General features: G+C 53.3%; 18 protein-coding genes. 6 read left to right on the top strand and 12 right to left on the bottom strand.

All coding sequences use genetic code 11. From position 1 onward, the window contains the following. Positions 1-77: 77 nt before the first annotated feature. The 9 genes from JYB63_RS04475 to JYB63_RS04435 all read right to left on the bottom strand — a co-directional run bounded on the left by JYB63_RS04475 (position 78) and on the right by JYB63_RS04435 (position 11,372). Positions 78-1,037, bottom strand: a complete 960-nt coding sequence (locus JYB63_RS04475) for a helix-turn-helix transcriptional regulator (RefSeq protein ID WP_205656590.1) — start codon at positions 1,035-1,037, stop codon at positions 78-80. Between the two features lie 188 nt (positions 1,038-1,225). Next, positions 1,226-2,713 (bottom strand): SPM autocatalytic domain-containing protein, encoded by a 1,488-nt coding sequence (locus tag JYB63_RS04470; protein ID WP_205656589.1) that lies wholly within the window; start codon positions 2,711-2,713, stop codon positions 1,226-1,228. A 146-nt stretch (positions 2,714-2,859) separates the two neighbouring features. Next, entirely contained in the window at positions 2,860-3,744 is an 885-nt protein-coding gene (locus JYB63_RS04465; RefSeq protein WP_205656588.1) for a PhzF family phenazine biosynthesis protein, read from the bottom strand. A gap of 74 nt (positions 3,745-3,818) precedes the next feature. Next, a complete protein-coding gene (gene astB / locus JYB63_RS04460; RefSeq protein ID WP_205656587.1) occupies positions 3,819-5,171 on the bottom strand; it encodes an N-succinylarginine dihydrolase in 1,353 nt (450 codons plus the stop codon). A gap of 134 nt (positions 5,172-5,305) precedes the next feature. Then, positions 5,306-6,775, bottom strand: coding sequence for a succinylglutamate-semialdehyde dehydrogenase (gene astD, locus JYB63_RS04455; protein ID WP_205656586.1), 1,470 nt, complete (start codon positions 6,773-6,775; stop codon positions 5,306-5,308). Between the two features lies 1 nt (position 6,776). Continuing rightward, complete coding sequence (gene astA, locus JYB63_RS04450; protein ID WP_205656585.1) at positions 6,777-7,805, bottom strand: arginine N-succinyltransferase; 1,029 nt, start codon at positions 7,803-7,805, stop codon at positions 6,777-6,779. Positions 7,806-7,863: 58 nt separating this feature from the next. Further along, the gene (gene astA / locus JYB63_RS04445) at positions 7,864-8,880 is read right to left on the bottom strand and encodes an arginine N-succinyltransferase (RefSeq protein ID WP_205656584.1); all 1,017 of its coding nucleotides are present in this window, start codon (positions 8,878-8,880) and stop codon (positions 7,864-7,866) included. Then, complete coding sequence (locus JYB63_RS04440; protein ID WP_205656583.1) at positions 8,880-10,133, bottom strand: hydrolase; 1,254 nt, start codon at positions 10,131-10,133, stop codon at positions 8,880-8,882. Before JYB63_RS04440 ends, astA (JYB63_RS04445) begins: the two co-directional genes overlap by 1 nt. Before the next feature lie 9 nt (positions 10,134-10,142). Then, entirely contained in the window at positions 10,143-11,372 is a 1,230-nt protein-coding gene (locus tag JYB63_RS04435) for an aspartate aminotransferase family protein (protein ID WP_205656582.1), read from the bottom strand. 283 nt (positions 11,373-11,655) lie between these two features. On the opposite strand from JYB63_RS04435, the gene JYB63_RS04430 reads away from it, so the two are divergent. Then, complete coding sequence (locus tag JYB63_RS04430; RefSeq protein ID WP_205656581.1) at positions 11,656-12,708, top strand: GlxA family transcriptional regulator; 1,053 nt, start codon at positions 11,656-11,658, stop codon at positions 12,706-12,708. A 58-nt stretch (positions 12,709-12,766) separates the two neighbouring features. Here the strand turns inward: JYB63_RS04430 and JYB63_RS04425 are convergent, their stop codons facing one another. Genes JYB63_RS04425 through JYB63_RS04415 form a run of 3 tightly spaced genes read right to left on the bottom strand, consistent with a single transcriptional unit; the run spans position 12,767 to position 14,220 of the window. Then, complete coding sequence (locus JYB63_RS04425; protein ID WP_205656580.1) at positions 12,767-12,991, bottom strand: BrnA antitoxin family protein; 225 nt, start codon at positions 12,989-12,991, stop codon at positions 12,767-12,769. Further along, entirely contained in the window at positions 12,988-13,275 is a 288-nt protein-coding gene (locus tag JYB63_RS04420; RefSeq protein ID WP_205656579.1) for a BrnT family toxin, read from the bottom strand. The genes JYB63_RS04425 and JYB63_RS04420 overlap by 4 nt, the downstream gene beginning before the upstream one ends. Positions 13,276-13,305: 30 nt before the next feature. Continuing rightward, positions 13,306-14,220, bottom strand: a complete 915-nt coding sequence (locus tag JYB63_RS04415; RefSeq protein WP_205656578.1) for a LysR family transcriptional regulator — start codon at positions 14,218-14,220, stop codon at positions 13,306-13,308. A 139-nt stretch (positions 14,221-14,359) separates the two neighbouring features. On the opposite strand from JYB63_RS04415, the gene speB reads away from it, so the two are divergent. The 5 genes from speB to JYB63_RS04390 all read left to right on the top strand — a co-directional run bounded on the left by speB (position 14,360) and on the right by JYB63_RS04390 (position 21,422). Further along, on the top strand, positions 14,360-15,295 hold the full coding sequence (speB, locus tag JYB63_RS04410) for an agmatinase (RefSeq protein WP_205656577.1): 936 nt from the start codon (positions 14,360-14,362) through the stop codon (positions 15,293-15,295). A gap of 157 nt (positions 15,296-15,452) precedes the next feature. Further along, positions 15,453-16,571 (top strand): polyamine ABC transporter substrate-binding protein, encoded by a 1,119-nt coding sequence (locus JYB63_RS04405; RefSeq protein WP_205656576.1) that lies wholly within the window; start codon positions 15,453-15,455, stop codon positions 16,569-16,571. A gap of 183 nt (positions 16,572-16,754) precedes the next feature. Then, on the top strand, positions 16,755-17,441 hold the full coding sequence (locus JYB63_RS04400; RefSeq protein ID WP_205656575.1) for a hypothetical protein: 687 nt from the start codon (positions 16,755-16,757) through the stop codon (positions 17,439-17,441). Between the two features lie 172 nt (positions 17,442-17,613). After that, entirely contained in the window at positions 17,614-20,367 is a 2,754-nt protein-coding gene (locus JYB63_RS04395) for an EAL domain-containing protein (RefSeq protein WP_205656574.1), read from the top strand. 20 nt (positions 20,368-20,387) lie between these two features. Then, positions 20,388-21,422 (top strand): extracellular solute-binding protein, encoded by a 1,035-nt coding sequence (locus tag JYB63_RS04390; RefSeq protein ID WP_243431798.1) that lies wholly within the window; start codon positions 20,388-20,390, stop codon positions 21,420-21,422. Positions 21,423-21,424 lie beyond the last annotated feature (2 nt).

Below are 21,424 nucleotides of genomic sequence, written 5' to 3'. Positions count from 1 at the left end.
CTTCTGCAGCGGCTTACCGGAGCAGGCCGAAAGCACATATTCAGCATAAATAGCGGTTTGCTGGAATTAAATACCAGTTAAGTGCGGGGAAAGTACGGGGTGAGGTAACTTTTCAGGCTGACTGAGGCGCTGTTCAGACCGAGCTTTTTACGGATGTTCTGGCGATGATAATCGACAGTTTTTTTGCTGATATGCAAAAGTTCGGCAATTTCTTTGCTGGATTTCCCCGCCTGTATATAGCTGACAATGTTCTGTTCGGCAGGGCTGAGCAGGCGCAGATTCTGCAGCGGTGCATTATCGGCGGGCACCAGTTGCTGGCGGATTAACTGCAGACAATCCTGCTGAGTATTGCTCAGGGGCTCGCTGGCCAGTTGCTCAAGCAGGGGAGACAGTTGCTGGCTGAGCTCTGCACAGGTTTCCTGTTCCAGTGCCTGACGGTCATTTTCCCGCTGACGTAACAGCACCCGCAGAGCCGTGTTAATTTCATCAAGGTCACTGGTGCGGCTGTCTATCTCCGTATTCAGTGTTCGCAGGTGTTGTTCGAGCCGGGATTGCTGTTGCCGGTGGGTCTGTAATTCCTGCAACAGCTTCAGATCATGATTGATCAGTGACTGGAATTCTTCCATGAGATGCCGGTAATCCAGTGCCCGGTTATCTGCCTGATAGTCCATCACGCATATGGTGCCGAAGGGTTCTGCATCCGGCCAGCTAAGCGGATAACCCAGATAGAAGGTCATACCGTTTTCGACCTCAGGGGCGTTTTGCCAGTCCTGAGTCTGGCGGGAATTTTCGACCAGCAAGGCGCTCTGATCTTTAACGACTCTGTCGCAGTACATATCACTGCAGCGTTTATTGAAGCCTCTGGGGCGAAAGGGATTTTCGGCATTGCTGCTGCGCAGGAGCAGGCTGATGTCATCCTGCCTGACCTGTGTAATCAGTACCGCAGGGGTGTTGCTGAGCCGGGCCAGCAAATCGATAACGTGCTGCCACTTTTCAAGCAGGTTGGCAGGCACTTCCGGTCGGCGGGATGTTGTCATTTCAGGCTCCCGTTACAGCTGTTGTTATTATGAACGGGATAATAACTCTGCATCAGGATTTGTTCGTGAGCCAACAGAATTGAGGCTTTAGAGCCACAGAGGTTGTGTATGCAAAGGCAGCGGGTTTGTTTACAACGATAGCCAGGCGCAGAAAGCTGCGCCTGCCGGACATGACGGGATAGCGATAGTCAGCTCGCCTGGTGATGTTTGCGCAGATTCTGGATGATGTCTTTCAGATGCTGATTCGCATCATATTCTTTTTCATCCTTCAGGTGCGACAGCTCAATCAGCCGGTTGAGAGACTCCAGGATGTTTTCACCCAGTTCGCCAGAATGAACCTTTTTGGCTTCTTTGGGGGCTTCCTCAGTGTTATCGCTTTTTACTGTTAGTTTTTCGCCATCGGTTACCGTCGTGGTTTCAGTACGGCGGGTAACACGTGGCTGGTTGTTTTCAGGCATCATCAGATCAAAGATGCTGGCAAACCGGGGGGCGCCAGATGTATCGGTGATCTCTGTGACGGTAGCTGGCTGGCCGGGCTGCTCCGGGATTTCCGGTGGCGGCGGGGCATCGGGATGAATGGCCAGATCCACTTCCTGAATGGTGCCTGCCTGACCGTCTTCCATTAGAAAAACACCGCTGCTTTTAACCTGCCCCAGCAGTTGGTTGCTGCTGTCGGTCAGATCAAAGTTGCCGCTGCCAGCACCGAGGTAAATTGCGCCAACGCCGGCCTGTTTCAGGCTGATCAGTTGATCATTGCCGGCTTCATCCTTGTTCCAGATTTTAAGTTTATCGAAGATCTCGTCAGACTCGTCGATCCACTTGTTGCCGTCGTCATCATAACGGGCCAGGTGAGCAAAACCATCGGTGCCCTGGGTACCGAACAGTTCGCTGCCATCATTGATTACGTTGTCGTTGTTGATATCAAGGGCCAGGAAGCCGCTGCCGCCGGTAGCAAAGGATATATTCTCTTCGCTGCCGTCGGCATCCAGATCAAAACTGAAGCTGGTGCTGGTCAGTGCCGCACCGGCACCGCCCAGATTAATCATCAGCGGGTCCATGACTTCCCGCTCGCTATGGTGGATCTGCATGCTTTCCTCGAGCTCAAAGCTGCGTTCCATTTCCAGTTCCATGGCGAAATTGATTTGCCGGCCGTCGGCGGTGGTCACAGTTCCCTGAGTATTTACCTGCAGCTTTTCTGCCTCTTTGTAGAAATGCTGTTCAGTAATGTCTACCCGGGCATTGGTGGATGCAGTTGCGCTGATGGCAGTGAGTTGTGTCTGTGCCTGATTCAGCTGGGAAACGTTCTGATACACCTGGGCTTGCTGGAGGTTAAGGCTTTGGGTCTGAACCGGAAGCTGAAAATTGAAACGGACCGACTGGGCATCCAGCCCCAGTGTTGTGCGGGTGAGGGTTTCAATATTCCGGGTATTTTCAAGTGTCCGGCTCTGGCCGTTCTGAGTGATAACTGACTGGCTGGAAAGAGAATTACCTTCCCGGTGACGCATTTTCGCCTGATAAGAAAGGTCGGTGACGGTTTCGGTCAGGGTGAGGCCCGTGCCTACACCAAGACCGCTACGGCTTCGTACTGCTGAGGCGTGGGTTTTCTGTTCGTAATGATGGCTGTCTTCTCTGTTATGCAGGGTCCTGAAGGCCACCTCTGAAGATGAGATTTTCACAAGAATCGTCCTTTGATAGTGCTGGCAGTGATAACAACAGACACAGAATCAATATAAGAGCCAGATATGAGTGAATAATCAGGTTATCGGCGGCGGTAGAAAAAATCTGAATATAAGAGAGAAAATTTTCGGAGGATTATACCGGTTTATTCGGTCACGGTGACTCGTTGCTGGCTGATCTGCTGCGCGGTACCGGAAACCTGTACCCGGTTGATGCGTTCCTGATGGATCTGAAGTTTGCTGTTAACCTGCGACGTCTGGCCGAGCGAACGCCCCTGCAGGAAACTGAATTCGGTTTGCTCAGTGCAACAGTAAGTTTGCAGATAGCAGGCCAGGGCACCGTTGCTGCTGCCGGTGGCCGCTTCTTCAGGGATACCGAACAAGGGCGCAAAGTTGCGGCATTCTGCGCTAAAAACTGAGCCCGCTGGCTGTAACTCAAATGCATGTAAGCCAATCAGGTTGTGCTGCTGGCAGAACTGACTGAGCGCTGTGTAATCGGGAGTGAGCCGGTTCAGCGTTTTTGCCGGCAACGGTACCAGAATATCAGCCAGGCCGGTTGATACTGCCTGTATAGGTAAGCCGGTACTGAGTTCGGTTGCGGGCAGGTTCAGTAAGGGGGCAATCACGTCTGCACTGAAGGTTTGCAGGAATTCAGGAAGTTGCTGATCCATGGATACCTGACCGTTTTCTGTGATGCTGACTTTCAGAAGGCCTGCACCGGTGGCCTGTATATAGTTGCCTGCAGAGAGTGTTTGTTGCTTCCACAGCAGGCTGAAGGTCGCCAGTGTGGCATGGCCACAAAAATCCACTTCTGCGGTTGGTGTAAAAAAGCGCACTTTGAGGTTTGCGGCTGAGTCCTGTTCAGGGGAGCAGACAAAGGCTGTTTCCGGATAGCCCATTTGCCGGGCAATGTCCTGCATCTGCTGGCTACTGAGGCTGTCTGCATCCGGTACCACGCCGGCTGGGTTGCCGCCTTTGCCCTGATAGGTGAAGGCGTTAACTGTATAGACCTGTACCTGATTAATAGTCATCTTCCTCATTTGTCCTGCCGTAAAAACGAAAAACGCCGGCAGTATACCGGCGTTATGTTCTGGTGTGCAGGTAATTAGCCGTGACAGCGACCTTCACGCTGGAACGGATACACTGATCCCAGCTGTAAAATCTGCGTCAGTTCATCCAGTGCGGTACGGGATTCCGTCAATAACTGCGGGTCCGCCAGATCTTTTTCGAGCAGCTGATCACGGTAGTGTTTATCTACCCAGGCATTCAGGGTGGTAAACAGGCTGTCACTCATCCGGGTATTCTGGTTGAACGCCGCCAGTTCAGCGTCGTTCATGGCAACCCGTAAACGTAAGCAGGCAGGGCCGCCACCGTTGCTCATGCTTTGTTTCAGATCGAAGACTTTCAGCTCACTGATGCTGGCATCACTGCTGACAAGTTCCTGCAGGTAATTCCAGACTGCAGGGTTCTTTTCACATTCTTCCGGAATGACCAGCAGGGTGCTGCCGTCAGGTTTGCTCAGCAGCTGGCTGTTGAACAGATAGCTTTGCACGGCATCCTGTACAGACACTTTGCTGGCCGGTACTTCGATAATCTCGAAGTCGTTGTTCATGGCGGCTGTTAGCTGAGCGTTAACGTCAGCCTGATTGAGAAATGCCTCTTCATGACAGAACAGCAGTTTGCCGTTACCCACCGCGATCACGTCATTATGGAATACGCCCTGATCAATAACTGCCGGGTTTTGCTGGGCATATACAACATGGCTGTCGCTCAGGCCGTGCTTGCGGGCAATTGCCTGGCAGGCTTCCAGTGTCTGACGGGCCGGGTATTTTTGCGGCGCCGGTTTGCTCATATCAAAACCGTAGCGGCCGAAGACGAAAAACTCGATGCCTTTCTGGCCGTAGTCGTGGCAGAAACGGGTATGGTTGGCGGCACCTTCATCACCGAAGTGTTCAACGCCGGGCAGTGCATGATGGTGCTGAAAGTGCTGATTGTCAGCGAAGGTTGCCTGCAGAATACGGCCGGTCACACTGTGTTCGATAGAACGGTGAAACTTGTTGGTCAGGTTGGCCGGGGTGAAGTGTACTTTCCCGTCGGCAGTATCCGCGCTTGGGGATACGGTGGCGGCATTGGCTGTCCACATACTGGAAGCCGAGCAGCAGGCCGCCAGAATGCGGGGCGCCTGTTCAGCGGCACTGGCCAGTACGCTGGCATCAGAACCGGTGAAGCCCAGTCGGCGCAGGGTGGCAATGTCCGGGCGTTCCTGAGGGGCCAGTACACCCTGTACAAAACCCATATCGTGCAGGGCTTTCATTTTCTGCAGGCCCTGTTTGGCTGCCAGCTTCGGATTGGAAGCCGCCGCCTGATGCTGTTCGGAGGCAACGTTACCGAAGGAGAGGCCGGCATAGTTGTGAGTCGGGCCGACCAGGCCGTCAAAATTGGCTTCGCGTGCTGTCATCGAAGGTACCTGAATGTATAAGCGTTAAAAGAATTGGTGAGCACCTGTATGGCTAACAGGGTAGCACTGGGCAGCGGCTGTCTGCACTGCCTGATGCGACATGCACAGCCGGAAAACCGGCTGTGCAGTGTGCCTTAGTCCAGTGTCAGGCCCGGTGACAGCGTGGCTGGCATGGCCAGGCTGTCCGCTTCAATGCCGGCAACCGGGTATGAGCAATAGTCCGCCGCATAGTACGCGCTGGCACGGTGGTTACCGCTGGCACCGACGCCGCCGAACGGTGCTGCACTGCTTGCACCGGTAATCTGTTTATTCCAGTTAACGATGCCGGCACGGATCTTCTTATAGAAAGTGTTGAACTGGTCTTCGCTGTCACTGAATAAGCCGGCTGACAAACCATAGCTGGTGTTGTTGGCCGCCTGGATGGCTGCGTCGAAATCTTCATAACGTACGACCTGCAGCAGCGGGCCGAAGTATTCTTCGTCCGGCAGCTGTTCAATGGCAGTTACATCCAGCAGGCCCGGGCTGACCAGGCCGGTACCGGCCTGCAGCTTAGTGGCTGCAACCAGTGCGCTGGCACCCAGTGACAGCAGGTTTTCCTGTGCAGCGATGATGCCGTCGGCTGCTGCTTCAGAAATCAGGCTGCCCATGAACGGTGCCGGTTCTTCAAACTGGCCGCCAACTTTGATCTGGCTGACCGCTTTACTCAGTTCGGCAATGAACTGATCACCGTTGGCGCCGTTTGGAACGAACAGACGGCGGGCACAGGTGCAACGCTGACCGGAAGTGATGTAAGCAGACTGAATGGTTTCGTGAACTGCGGCTTTAACATCGCTGATGTCACCGACGATAAGCGGGTTGTTACCGCCCATTTCCAGCGCCAGGATTTTACCCGGATGACCGGCAAACTGTTCGTGTAGCAGGTGGCCAGTACGGGAGCTGCCGGTGAAGAACAGGCCGTCCAGACCGGCGTGGGATGCCAGTGCAATGCCGGTGTCTTTCTCACCCTGAGTCAGGTTCAGTACGCCCGCTGGCAGGTCGGTTTTGTCCCACAGCTGAATCATCAGTTCGGCTACTTTTGGGGTCAGCTCGCTGGGCTTCAGGATGACGGTGTTACCCGCCAGCAGTGCCGGTACGATATGCCCGTTAGGCAGGTGGCCCGGGAAGTTATACGGGCCGAATACAGCTACTACCCCGTGAGGTTTGTGGCGCAGCACTGCCTGAGCGCCGGCCATGTCACTGCTTTTTTCACCGGTACGTTCTTCGTAAGCCCGGATTGAGATTTCGATCTTACCGGCCATGGCGGCGGCTTCTGTCAGGGTTTCCCACAGTGGCTTGCCGGTTTCGGAGGCAATGGTTTCAGCGATCAGCTGCTTGTTCTCAGCCAGTTGTTCGCCGTACTGACGCACGATAGCACAGCGGTCGCTGAAGCTGACTTCTGCCCAGCTCTGAGCCGCTGCACGGGCGGCGTCTACTGCAGCGTTAACCTGTGCCGGGCTTGCGGCGGCAGATGACCACACAGCGTCGCCGTTAAATGGATTCAGTGAAGAAAATACCGGGCCTTCGCCGTTCAGCCACTGGCCGTTGATGTATAAAGATGCAGTCATTTTAAAACCTCCGTGCGGATGAAAGCGGTACAACCCGTACTGTGCTTCCGTCATTAATCTGTAGGGCGTCGGCGACTTCCTGTGGCAGGGCGGCGACGTGCTTACCCACCGGGGTAAGGGCGGTCATGCAGCAGCGGAAATCTGCAAAGTCCGTGGTGCTGACCAGATAGAGTTCGCCTTCAGGGGCGCGTTCGGATATCTGTACTTTGACGTACTGGCTTTCCTGAATGGCGCGGATATCGTTGGTCTGGGCTTCCAGTGTCGGGCCGCCGTCGAAAATGTCCACATAGCCGGTGTAGCGCATGCCTTCTTTTTCCAGCAGCTTACGGGCCGGGGTAGTGGCTTCGTGGGTCTGGCCGATGGCCTTTTGGGCGGCTTCCGGCAGCAGGTTGGTGTAAATGGTGTTCTTCGGCATCAGTTCCGCAATGAAGACCTTGTCCATGGATGACAGCTGGTCAGCTTCGGAAAAATCCAGCGAGAAGAAGTGACGGCCCAGGCCTTCCCAGAAAGGCGAAACGCCGTTTTCGTCGGAGTAGCCGCGCATTTCAGCAATCACGTGATCATTGAACAGGTGCGGGAATTCCGCCATGAACATAAAGCGGGATTTGGACAGCAGTGATCCCTGACGGCTGTGACGGGCTTCCGGTGCCAGGAACAGGGTGCACAGTTCGGAATAGCCGGTGTGATCGTTGGTAATGGTCAGGGTGTTGATGGTGTTATAGACCTTCAGTTCCCGGGAGGCATGAATCAGGGTGCCTACGCGATAGTTGTACCATGGATCGGTCAGACCGACGGCCGCTTCAATGCCGCAGATACCGACTACTTCACCGGATTCTGTGTCTTCCATTACGAACAGGTAGAGGGCGTCCTGAGGCGGTGTGTTGCTGTCATAGGCACGCAGGGCGTCATCCAGTTTGGCTTTTACCTGGGCGTCGTTGTCTTGCAGGGAGGTAAATCCCGGACCGGTTTTGCGGGCCAGTTCGCGCAGGGCCTGGTGATCTTCAGCCCGTATCGGGCGCACAATCATCATATTAAAAAGCCTCTATAATCAATTCGTTAAGATGTTTTATTAAAATATATTTTAAGTGTCAGACGGCCAGCAGCAGGGCTTCATCACCATTGTTTAACTGCAGTTGCTGCGCCTGCTCAGCTGTCAGCGCCGGATGCTGCGGATCAATTTCAGCAAGCAGGCAGCGGAATTCTCCAAGTTGCTGATTGCTGATCAGCATGGGGATTTCGTTGCCGGTGGGGGCTGGCTCAGCAGCGATCTGTACCGGCTGGCTGTTGCTGGCCCGGACCGAACGGATGTCGTCTGTGCGGCTTTCCAGTGTCGGACCGGCATCGAAAATATCCACGTAATTGCGGAAGCGGAAGCCTTCGTTTTCCAGCAGGTCCAGTACCGGTTGCTGATCCGGGCGGGTCTTGCCCAGTGCCGCTTTGGCGGCCGGACTGAGCATCGGAACATAGACCGGATAGTGAGGCATCAGATCGGCAATGAAGCCTTTGGAGTTAATGCCGGTCAGGTAATTTGCCTTGGTAAAATCCATGCTGAAGAAGTGCCGGCCCAGGCTTTCCCAGAAAGGGGACTGATGGTTTTCATCTGCAACCCCCTGCAGTTCAGTAATGATCCGGCTGGCAAAACGCTGTGGCTGCCGGGCGATAAACATCATCCGGGCACGGGAGATCAGTTGCAGGTTTTCCGCTGTACGGGCCTGCTGATCCAGAAACAGGGTGCAGAGCCGGGCAGCGCCGGTGTAATCCTGACATAGGTGCAGGGCCGGTACCTTGTTGTGGATCTGCAGCTCGCTGGAGGCGTGGATCACTTCATCAATGCGGTAGGAATAGAACGGCGTGGTGATGCCTACTGTGGCATCAATGCCGCTCACGCCGAGTATCTCGCCGGTGTCAGTGTCGGTAAGGACAAAGTGATAGCTTTCCTCGCCGGGCATTTCTACTGATTTACGCAATGACTGCTGGGTACGGTTAATCAGTTCACCAATATGATCGCGGTTGGCGGGCAGGGTTGTCATGCTGCCACCGGATATCACCGCAAGCCTTTCAAGGCCGGCGAGATCAGCAAAGTTAACCGGACGTACAACCAGCATCAGTGTTCTCCTGCACAGCTGTTTTTAGCATCGGTCAGCCAGCTGATGTCTTCACTGCTGGCCAGTTTCAGCAGCATCAGGCCACTGAGTTTGGCCCGTTCTGTCAGCGAACGGACTTTCATATATTCGTCACTGGAGTGAATTTTGCCGCCCTGAACACCTAGGGTGTCGATGTTAGGCACACCGGCTGCTGCCAGGTTGTTGCCGTCGCAGCAACCGCCGGTTGGCAGCCACTCGATTTTCATACCCAGGTTGCTGCCGCATTCCTGTGCCAGCTCGAACAGACGGGTATTGGTCGGAGTGAGCACCTTGGGTTTACGGCCAAAGCCGCCGAACAGTTCCAGCTCAATGCCGTCGCGGCTGTTAATATCAGCCAGCAGGCGCTGAATATGTTCCAGACACCAGGCTTCATCTTCCGGCCGTTCGAGGCGGATATTAAAGCGGAAAACACACAGGTCAGGGACGATATTGACTGCACCGCCGCCTTCAATGAAGCCGGGGTTGATGGTCACACCTTCGCGTTGGCCATTCAGATCGTCCAGCTGACTAACGAAGTCACACATGGCACGGATGGCATTGCGTCCCAGGTGGTGTTCGCGGCCGGCATGGGCGGCTTTACCGGTGGCCTTTACGCTGAAGTTACCGCTGCCTTTACGGGCACCGGCCAGATTACCGTCCGGAAAACTCGGTTCATAAATCATGCCCAGGTGAGCGGTTTTTGCGGCATCCTGAATCAGGGCTGCGGAACCCGGCGAACCGATTTCTTCATCCGGGTTAAACAGAATCTGCCAGCCGACCTTGTCGGCATAAGGGCTGCGTTCCAGAGTTTCGATTGCCTTGAGCATCACAATGATGCCACCTTTAAGGTCGCTGACGCCGGGGCCGTTAAGGGTCTCGTCGTCCAGCCAGGTAACTGTCTGGAAGTCGCTGTCGATGGCAAATACGGTATCCATATGGGCGCAGAAAAATACCTGTAAAGGTGCTTCAGGCCGTTTGGATATCCGTACGGCATCACCCAGAGGCAGGGATTGCAGTACGCCATTGGCATCCAGCAACTGATAAGGGCTGATCGGCAGCGTTTCGATCTCACCCCCGAGTACTTGCGCATATTCCTTCAGTTTGTCGCCAACCCGGTTGACGCCGGCAACGTTCAGGCTGCCTGAGTTAATGTTGGCAAGCTCGATGGTTTTATCCAGCATGTCCGGATATTCATCGTCCAGCCAGGTTAGCCATTGGGTAAGATCGTGACTCATTGGGTGTCCTTATTCTGCCGCTTGTTCAGCTTCAATGACCTGAGCCAGCGCCTTGTCCAGACGGGCCATGCCTTCAGCAATGTCTTCGTCCGGGATGATCAGGGACGGGGTGAAACGCAGTACATTAGGACCGGCAACCAGAATCATTACGCCGGCATCACGGGCTCCTGCCAGGAATTTAGCCGCCTTGCCGTGCCATTCTTCGGTCAGTTCAGCACCGATCAGCAGACCGCCGCCACGAACGTCTTTAAAGATGCCGTATTTTTCGTTCAGCTTTTGCAGTTCTGATTCGAAAACGGCCCGTTTAGCGCTAACCTGATTCAGGACTTCCGGGGTGTTAATGATGTCCAGAGCTGCTTCTGCAACAGCACAGCCCAGTGGGTTACCGCCGTAGGTGCTGCCGTGGGTACCGAAGTTCAGGCTTGGAGCAACTTTGTCAGTGCACAGCATTGCACCGATCGGGAAGCCGCCACCCAGTGCTTTCGCAGTGGTCAGAATGTCTGGCTTAACATCGGAGTGCATGTAGGCGTACAGTTTGCCGGTACGGCCAACGCCGGTCTGAACTTCGTCCAGTACCAGCAGGGCATTGTGCTGATCACACAGTTCACGGACACCGCGCATGAAGTCTGCATCCGGTGACAGTACGCCGCCTTCACCCTGAATCGGTTCCATCACGACGGCACAGGTGCGCTCAGAAATGGCTTCTTTCAGGGCTTCCAGATCGTTGAAAGGCACGTGGGAGATACCGCCCGGTACCGGTTCAAAACCGATCCGGTATTTCTCCTGACCACCCACTGATACGGTGAACAGGGTACGGCCGTGGAAACCCTGGTGGAAAGCGATGATTTCGTTCTTTTCCGGACCAAAGTTGTCGTAGGCGTATTTACGGGCCAGTTTAAAGGCTGCTTCGTTGGCTTCACCGCCGGAGTTTGCAAAGAATACTTTGTCTGCAAAGGTGGCTTCCGTCAGCTTCTGTGCCAGACGCAGCGCCGGCTCATTGGTGCAGGTGTTGCTCAGATGCCACAGTTTATCGGCCTGTTCTTTCAGGGTTTCAACCAGTTTAGGGTGGGCGTGGCCCAGTGCATTTACCGCAATGCCGCCGGCAAAGTCGATGTATTCGTTGTCGTTCTGATCCCAGACACGTGAACCGGCACCGCGTACAGGGATGAACTGTTGTGGGTTGTAGTTAGGTACCATTACCTCATCAAAATCTGCCCGGGTAACCTGTGTGCTGGTCATCGTTATATTCCTAATCAGTATTGTTATAGGGGCTTGCGCTTTCTGTGGATCTGCAAGCCGTGTTGTCTTATTAAAATACTAACAAAACCCATCGTGGAGATAAGATCTGAAGTTTATGTCCTGCGACATAAACTTTTAGTTTGTTGCCATTTTGGGCCTGATACGGGGCAATCTTCGCGACAGAGCACCGGTCGCTGCGTATGATTAGTACAAGTTTTCGTGAAGACTTTAGATTTTTGTCATTTGCGTAACAGGGTTCTTAATTTAGGTAATGGTTGTACAGATGGCAGCGGAACAGATAACGCCTCAGCAGATAGTGACTTTAGCGAATAAGCCAGAACGGCCGTACCGTTTTGGCTTTCTGCTGCTGCCTAACTTTTCTTTAATTGCTTTTTCTTCTGCGATTGAGCCCCTGCGTATGGCTAACTGGGTGACCGGAGAAGACTGTTATGAAACCGTACTGATCAGCCATGACGGTGAAGCGGTGGCTAGCAGTTTCGGTGTGCAGACATTGGTGGATTGCAGTCTGGCGACAATGCCGACGCTGGATGCAGTGTTTGTCTGCGGTGCCAGCCCCATCGCCCGGACTGGCAATGAGGCGATTATTGCCTGGCTGCGCCGTCAGGCGAATACATCTTTGGCGATCGGCGGGATCGGTACCGGTTCCTATATTCTTGCCTGTGCCGGGCTGCTGAATGAGCACCGTGCCACCATTCACTGGTGGGATATGGCCAGTCTGAAGGCGGAGTTTCCCCAGACCCAGGTAACGAATACTTTGTTTGAGATCGACGGTAAGCGGTATACCTGCAGTGGCGGTACAGCCTCGATGGATATGATGCTGTTTCTGATCGGTCAGCATTTTGATATGTCACTGGCTGGGGCTATTTCGGAACAGTTTATCTGTGAGCGGATGCGGGCCGGAGATGACCAGCAGCGGATACCACTGAAAAACCGGATCGGGGCCAGCCAGCCAAAACTGATTGAGGCGGTCAGCCTGATGGAAGCTAATCTTGAAGAGCCTCTGAGCAGTGAAGATCTTGCAGAGTTGGTGGGCATTTCCCGCCGGCATCTGGAACGGCTCTTTAAACAGCATCTGCAAACCGTACCATCGAAACATTATCTGGAACTGCGGCTGGAACGTGCCCGGCAACTGTTACGCCAGAGCGACAAGCCGGCTGCCGAGATTGGCAAGGAATGCGGTTTTTCCAGTGCGTCTTATTTCAGCACTGCTTATCGTAACCATTACGGCGTATCACCCCGTGAAGAACGTAACCGGGTGGAAGTTACCGAGGGCATTATGCCCAGTGGGATAGGCCGGTCGCGGAATTCTTTCTGAAGGTTTATCTTTCGGCGACCTGACTTATTGACGGTTTGGGGGCTAAGACTAACGGGAATTATTGTTCCTGTTGCCAGGTGATGTCTATCTTGCGTTGCTGATTCACGCAGTCTTGCAGGTACAGATTGATAAGGCTCTGATACGGGATGCCTGTATCGGAAGACATCGTCTTAAAATAGCTGATGATCTCTTCATCCAGCCGGATCGTCACCGGTTTTTTTAATCGCGCAGCATAAGGGTTGCTTCGTGATTCCATACCGGCGAAATCATATTCTTCTTTCATTCCCGGTGCTCCATATAGTAGTTGTGCTCTTTTTTAGTTGCCTTACGTGCAGAGATGATCCGGATAACATTGCCTGTGTCCCGCTCGCAGTGACAGACCACCAGAACACGGGTGTGAGCGCTCATGCCGAGCATAATAAACCGGTCTTCTTCTGAAGAATGTTCTGTATCGAAGAACTGCAGTGCCTGATCATCCATGAACACTGTTTGGGCTTCTGTAAAAGATATCCCGTGTTTCAGTAAATTCGATTTAGCTTTAATTGAGTTCCATTCAAAAATAAGCATACATACAGTGTATGTACGCTTGTCTGTATGTCAAATCACCTCGTATTGTTTGATAGTTTCCCGTAACCAGATCAGCCCCGGGTCGTTATCGAACAGTGGGTGATGGAGGATCTGCATGTCGAGGACCGGCATATTGGCCGGCGGGGTGACAATCCTTACCGGCAGCAGATCGCAGAACAGTCGCGCCATCTGGTAAGGCAGGGTGGCGATCGCACCGGTTTGGGCCACGATTCTGGCAGCTGCCATATAGTTGGTGGTACGGACACTGTGATGGCGGCTGAGCTGCTGATTTTGCAGCCAGCTGTCTACGGGGTTGGCGGTATCACCAACCTGATCGAAAAAAACCACATGATTTATGTCCAGATATTCCTGCAGGCTGAGTTGCTCACTGATGCGGGTATTCTGCTGGCCGGCCAGACATACCAGGTGTTCACTGATCCAGTCTTCGGTAACGAGATGTTTAGGCAGCCTGTGGCTGGCATCAACGCCGACGACCAGGTCGACGCTGCGGTTTTCCAGTTTTTCCCGGCTGCTGGCGTCGGTGATCATTTCGACGTTAATTCTGACTCCGGGGGCTGTTTGCTGTAACTGGGCGAAGAGTCCCGGAAAGATGACGGCTTCAAAGTAATCGGTACAGGCGATGGTGAATACCCGGTTGCTGCGCTCTGCATCAAAGGGTTCTGGCTTGGCAAGGGTACGGTCGATCAGCTGCAGGGCCCGGCGGACTTCCGGCAGCATTTCCAGTGCCCGGGGAGTTGCCTGCAAACCGTTGGCAGTGCGCACCAGCAGCGGATCATCGCAGTATTCCCGTAACCGGTTAAGGGCGTGACTCATGGCTGACTGGCTGAGAAAGACTTTCTCAGCAGCGCGGCTGACATGGCATTCGCTGATCAGGGCTTCAAAGATGATCAGCAGGTTCAGGTCGAATTGTCTGAGGGCCTGCATGGGGAGTTTTCTCACTGTTATTAATTTTATGCATAGTTGTATTTAAACTATGCGTTTCACTAATTATAACCCGGGCGTTACCTTGGTTAGCAATAACAATAAGCCGGGTAGCAAGAGGCTGCCCGTAATGAGGTGAGTAATGTCAGCTTCTATGAATATTGCCGACGCGGATATGCCTATTTATGGCGGTCTGGGAATGACGTTTATGGAGTTCCCGCAGGTAACCAATATACAGACCAGTGATGCCGATGTGGTGGTGACCGGGGTGCCTTTTGATATGGCGACATCCGGCCGGCCGGGTGCCCGTTTCGGACCTACCGGTGTGCGTCAGGCGTCTGCCCAGTTGGTGTGGGAAGGTGCACGCTGGCCCTGGTCATTTGCGCTGGATAACCATCTGAAAGTTGAAGATTCCGGTAATGTGTCATTCAAGCACGGCGAGCCGCAGACGCTGGTGGATAATCTGGAAGCTCATATCAGTCAGATTCTTGAAAGCGGTAAATCTGCACTGACGTTTGGTGGCGATCACTTTATTACGCTGCCTGTGCTGCGTGCTTATGCCAAGAAACACGGCCCGGTGGCGCTGATTCATTTTGATGCCCATACAGACACGTATGACGGCGGCAGCAAGTATGATCACGGCACCTTGTTCCATCATGCGGTGGTTGAGGGGCTGGTGGATACCGAGCATTCTTTGCAAATTGGTATCCGTACCTCCTATAACCGCAAGAACCATCCTTTTGAAGTGTTGGATGCTGCCTGGGTGGGGGATAACGGCCCGCAGAAAACCCTGGAGCGTATCCGTGAGCGGGTGGGTGATAAGAGGGTTTATGTCAGTTTTGATATTGACGGCCTTGACCCGGCGTTTGCACCGGGTACCGGTACGCCGGTGGCAGCAGGCATCAGCATTGACTGTGCCCTGAAAGTGATCCGTGGCCTGCAGGGGCTGGATCTGATTGGTATGGATGTGGTCGAGGTCGCCCCGGCTTACGATCATGCTGAAATCACTTCACTGGCAGGCGCAACCCTTGCGCTTGAGTATCTGTACGTTCTGGCCGCTAACGGTGGCGCTGTCTAGCCGTTGAGCTTTCTCTGTCTGTTACCCACGTCCTCAGGGTAGCAGGCAGGTTTCTGCTTAGTTTCTGAATCCGCTTTCAGTCATGTGCTTAGCTGCACAGGGTGAGTTGTGGCTGAAGCATCTGTTCTGAGAATAAAAATAATCCGGGAGATCTGTGATGCGTGTATTCGATAATCTTAAATTAAAGCCTCTGGTGAATGGCATTTCTGCTGCGGTGCTGGCACTGGGTGTCAGTAGTTCAGTGCTGGCCGAACAGCAGGTGCTGAACGTCTATAACTGGTCGGATTATATTGATCCTGCCGTGCTGGAAAACTTCCAGAAAGAGACCGGTATAAAGCTCAATTATGATGTCTATGACTCCAATGAAGTGCTGGAAGCAAAACTCATGGCTGGCGGCAGTGGTTATGATGTGGTTGTGCCGACGGCTGCATTTCTTGAGCGGCAGGCTAAGGCTGGAATTTATGCGCCCATCGATATGAGCCTGCTGAGCAATGCCGGAAATCTGGATGAAGATATGCGGGCCAAGGTTGACCGGCATGATCCCGGCAATAAATACAATGTACCCTATACCTGGGGCACGATCGGCCTGGGCTATAACGTGGCGGCATTAAAGCAGCGTCTGGGGGATATGCCTTTTGACAGCCTGGATTTACTGTTCAAACCCGAGGTAGTCAGTAAGCTGCAGGATTGTGGTGTCAGTGTGCTGGATTCCCCGGCGGAAGTGGTGTCCATGGCGCTGCATTATCTGGGGCTGGATCCGAACTCTGAGAAAAAATCTGACCTGAAACAGGCCACCGAGTTGCTGAAGTCTGTACGGCCTTATTACACCAAGTTTACCTCTTCACAGTTTACCTCTGATCTGGCCAATGGTGAGTTGTGTCTGGCGATGGGCTATAACGGCGATGTATTGCAGGCCCAGAGCAGAGCGGTTGAAGCTGGCCAGGGCATTGAGATTGAATACCGTATTCCTAAAGAAGGCTCACTGGTGTGGTTTGACCTGATGGCTATTCCGGCGGATGCCCCTCACAAAGAAGCGGCCCATAAGTTTATTGATTACATTCTTAAGCCCGAGAATGCGGCAGCCGTCTCTAACTTCGCGTATTTTGCAGTTGCCAACAATAAGGTGGGGCCTTATCTGCTGGATGAAGTTAAAAACGATAAAGGCATTTATCCTGATGAGGCTGTTAAAGCCAGCCTGTTCACCCAGAATACCCACACTGCTAAGTATGACCGTTTACTGACCCGCGCCTGGACGATGATCAAGGCTAACCGGTAGTCGCTGTTTACCCCCGCCGCCTGCAGGCTCTGGCTGAAGCGGACAGGCCAGCAGGGCAGGGGTGTTTTCATTACCGTGTCAGGTATGGTTTTCTGATACGGTTATATGGTCTTATTTTTGCTTATCTTTTCCTGAGATATATTTTTGCCTGCCATCCGGTGGGCGCAGACTTAAGGAAAAGCTATGTATATTCAGCAATCTGCGGTGGTACAGCCAGCGGTACCTTCAGCACCCCATACCTCTACAGTGGCAAACAGCCATAATCAGGCGGCAACATCTGGCCAGTCTGAAACGGTCAGTGTGTCGGCGCAGGCCCGTGAAATATCAGCCAGTCAGGCGGTTTATACAATGGAAACCGGTGCCGGCCGTAAAGATGTCGATCTGGATCGTTTTTTCAACCCCGGCTCTCATCTGAAAGACGGCGTGCTGGATACCGGTGCCTTACTGATGCCCAATGCAGAGAATGTTAAAGCACTGCAGCAGCACATCAGTCAGCGTTTTCCTGATTTTCTGGCGGCCAACAATATTCCTGAACCACCGGCAAAAATTGAATATGACAGTCAGGGGCAAATTGTACTGCCGGCGGATTATCCATACGCAGAGCAACTGAAAGAAGCCTTGGGGCAGGACGAAGAAATGTCCCGGATGCTGTCGACGGTTAACGGGTTGAGTTCTCATCTTGCCGCATTACAGAGTTTGCAGCCTATGCATGATGAGCTGGATGCTGCCACTTCGCAGGCAGAAATTGATTCAATTCTGCAACGGTTCAGTCACTTGCTGAATGATAATGCCCGTTATCCGGAAGTTGGCCTGAGTTTTTCTCCGGACGGGCAGTTACAAATGACGACGGAAAGCCGGCCGCTGGTTTAGATTGCAGACGCATCCTTTTGGCCTAAATGGCAAAATGGGTAATTGTATTTTGTTATCTAAATAAAAATCATTATCATTATTGGTGTGCGCTTTGGTATTTTGTTAATGGCGCATTCTGATGTTCAGCCTGTCATCCCGGTTTTACCGGTGTGATCTGAGAGATAATGATTGCGTGAAAAAGCGTTCGGTTTCCCCGCTTGTAATGGTGTTTTTTGCCACCTGTATTCTGTTGCCCAGCAGTTGGGCTGCTTACCGTGTAACGGCCGGTCTTGAGCAGCGCGAATATGAACGTACCCTTGAGGAGCGGGCAGCGGGGCAGTTCAGTGTCGTGCGTGCCGCGTTGAATGAGCTGGTGGGAGGGTTATCTTCCCTGCGCAGTTTTATTGAAATCAGCGGCAAGGTGAAGCGCTGGGAATTCGATCACTTTATTGTTTCGCAGAATGTATCTGATTACGGCATTGCTTCGTTTGAATGGTTGCCCAAGGTGTCCGCAGATGAAGCAGAAGACCTGACCCGGCAGGCCCGTGCTGAAGGGCAGTTTGATTTTGCTGTTCGTGAGCCGGATACAGGCCCGCAAATCCCGTTTTCTGATTTGTTCCCGCTACTCTACAGTTCCTCTTCTGATATGGATGGTATCGCGCTGGGGACTAACCTTGTGGCCTTACCTGAATACAACAGTGCGTTTGCGGCGGCGGCAGAAAATGCCGGTTTGCAGATTGCCATTGTTGATGACCCTGCTGACAGCGAGCACTTTTCCCGTCTTGTTTTTGGTGTATTTGAACCGCAGGCAGGCATCCCGCAGTACTCATCCCTGAACGGTTATGTTTCCGCAGCAATTGATATCGGTAATGCCATGGAAGTGTTACTGGGTCAGCAGGCGGTTCAGGCCGGTCTGTGTGTGCAGGTGGCAGATATGACCGGTGCTGATGTGGGGGTTCTGTTCCGCAGCAGTTATTTATCCGGCAGCCGCTGCCAGTACGATGTTGCCCCTGAAGCAACGCGCTCTATGGCTTACACACTGGGAGGGCGGCAGTTGCGGTTTACGTTTTATGATCAGACCCGGCCCGGGCATATGCGCTGGTTTGCCCTGTCAAATCTGGTGGGGCTGGCGTTGCTCGGGGTGAGCATCATGGTGCTGATGTACATTTACACGTCCCGGCGTTATGCCCTGAAAATAGAGCGTTTGTTTACCAACAGAACCCTACGGCTGCGGGCGGTTAAGCATGAATATAGCCAGCTGTTTATGCTGTCGGTCGACGGTATTTACCGGGCGTCGGTGTCCGGTCGCTTGCTGAAGGCTAATCCTGCATTTGCAGCGGCGTTCGGTTTCAGTTCCCAGGATGCTTTGCATCAGCAGGTTCAGAGTGTGCCCGGGCAGCTGCACCATGATCCGGAAGTATTCAGTGCCCTGGTTGACGAGCTGAAAGCGTCCGGGCGGGTGGTCAATTTTGAGTGGCAGGGAACCGATTCTGCCGGTCAGCCGGTATGGCTGGTTGAAAACGCTTATATTGTCGATGACGGCCAGGGTGAAAGTTACTACGAAGGCTCTATCAGCGTTATCACTGAACGTAAACTGGCGCAACTGAAGTTGCAGCATCAGGCTGAACGGGATGCCCTTACAGGCCTTTATAACCGACCGGCGTTTGTCGCCCGGATTGATCACCATCTGAATACATACGGTGCGATGGGCACCGGACTATTTTTCATCGATCTGGACCGTTTTAAAGCGGTGAATGACACCTACGGTCATGCCATCGGTGACGAGCTGTTGCAGCAGTTTTCCGCCCGGCTGACAGATTGTTTCCGGGAGTCGGACCTGATAGCCCGCTTTGGCGGAGATGAGTTTGCTGTATTTGTCACGGATGTGGCGGGCAGTGCCCGGCTGCAGTTACTGGCCGCCAGGGTGCTGGAAACCATGCAGCAACCGTTTGTCTTCAGTGATGGTAACTGTTTTCAGACCACTGCAAGTTTGGGGCTGAGTTTGCTTGATCAGGCTTGCCAGAGTGCCGAAGATGGCCTGCGTCAGGCAGACCTGGCGATGTACGAGGTAAAGCGCAACGGTCGGGACAGTCAGGTACTTTATGATGACCGTCTGAATGCCAGAGCCCAGCGGCGTATCCGACTGGAAGTCAGTTTGCGCAGTGCCATTGAAAATAACGAGTTCGTGCTCTGTCACCAGCCGATAGTGGCACTGAGCGATTCGAAAATTAAAGGCAGTGAAGCACTGTTGCGCTGGTCGAGCCCGTTATTGGGTGAGGTCTCTCCGGTGGAGTTTATCCCGCTGGCGGAAGAGCTGAATATGATCCAGGTAATCGGAGACTGGGTTTTACAGCAGGCGGTTGCTGATCTGGCCGGTCTTATCAGGCACACAGGCAATCAGCGTTTGTTTGTTAATGTGAATGTATCCCCCAAGCAGCTGCTGAGTGACTCTATTCTTCAGCGGGTCAGTCAGTTACTGACCAGCTACCAGCTGCAGCCTTACAACCTTCGCCTTGAAGTGACTGAGAGTGCGCTGTACAGCCATGAGGAGCTGGCAATTAAGCAATTGCAGGCCCTGCATGACATGGGTATCGGTATTTATATTGATGATTTTGGCACCGGCCACAGTTCGCTGGAGCGGCTGGTCACCTATCCGTTGAGCGGGCTGAAAATTGACCGCTCATTTGTCAGTAAGCTGGCACCGGATAATACCCAGGCCATTATTTTGCAGGCCACGGTAAAGATGGCGGAGTTACTGGGTTTGACCGTTGCCGCGGAGGGTATTGAAACCTTCCAGCAACAACAGTTTTTTGCGGATCTGGATTGCCGGTACGGACAGGGCTTTCTGTTTTATAAACCACTGGTGCTGAATGAGTACACCCGGGTGCTGGGTGATGATTCCGCTGAAGGGGATGTAACTGTGCAGGTGAATCCTCTGCCGGTGTAAATGTGTAAGGTTTGTGTCTGATGAGTACTGATCTGATGAAACGTGCAGCCATGTTTTGTGGCGGTGTCTCTTTGCTGTTAAGCAGTGCGGTTTCTGCCTCTGAAATTAATATCTACTCCTATCGCCAGCCGTTTCTGATTGAGCCGATACTGGATGCCTTTGAGGAAGAATCGGGTATACAGGTGAATGTTGTTTATGTGCGCAAGGGGCTGGTGAAGCGGCTGGAAATAGAGGGCGACCGGTCAGTGGTTGACCTGATCCTGACCGCGGATATTGGCCCACTGTATGCGCTGAAACAGTCAAGGCTGATCCAGCCGGTTAAAAGCGATGTGTTACGGAAAAATATACCGGCCAAGTACCGCGATGCAGATTCTCAGTGGTTTGGTCTTACAGCCCGTTCCCGCATTTTGTATACCTCCAGAGAGCGTTTGGAGGCGGACGCTATCGGACGGTATGAAGAACTGGCTGACAGTCGCTGGAAAGGACGGGTTTGCAGCCGCAGCGGTAAACATAAATATATGCTGTCGCTGGTGAGCAGTCTGATTCTGGCTAACGGAGAGACGGCGACTGAGCAATGGCTCAGGGATGTTAAAGGCAATCTGGCCCGGCGACCAACCGGAAACGACCGGGCGCAGATCAAAGCAATCAGTGACGGTGTGTGTGATGTTGCACTGGCTAACTCGTATTACTTCGGCAAGATCCTCACCAATGAGCGAAAGCCCGAGCAGCAGGTTTGGGCGAATGCGGTCAGGCTGGTGTTTCCTAATCAGGCGGACCGCGGTGCGCATATGAATATCAGCGGAATTGCCCTGAGCCGGTATGCGCCTCACCGGGAAGAAGCGATCCGGCTCATGGAGTATCTCAGTGCTGAGCGGGCCCAGTTTATGTATGCGCAGGGTAATTTTGAGTTTCCGGTACGGGTGAATACTCCCCGGGCTGAGCTGATTGAAACCTATATGGGAGACTTTAAGGAAGATGATCAGCCACTGGGGCAGATTGCCGCCCGCCGTCAGCAGGCGCTGCAGCTGATTGATAAGGTCGGTTATGACGAGTGATT

It is taken from the genome of Aliamphritea spongicola (assembly GCF_017051665.1).
Taxonomy (GTDB): domain Bacteria; phylum Pseudomonadota; class Gammaproteobacteria; order Pseudomonadales; family Balneatricaceae; genus Amphritea; species Amphritea spongicola.
The sequence above is the reverse complement of the archived record's forward strand: the minus strand, read 5'-3'. Positions and strand labels throughout refer to the sequence as shown.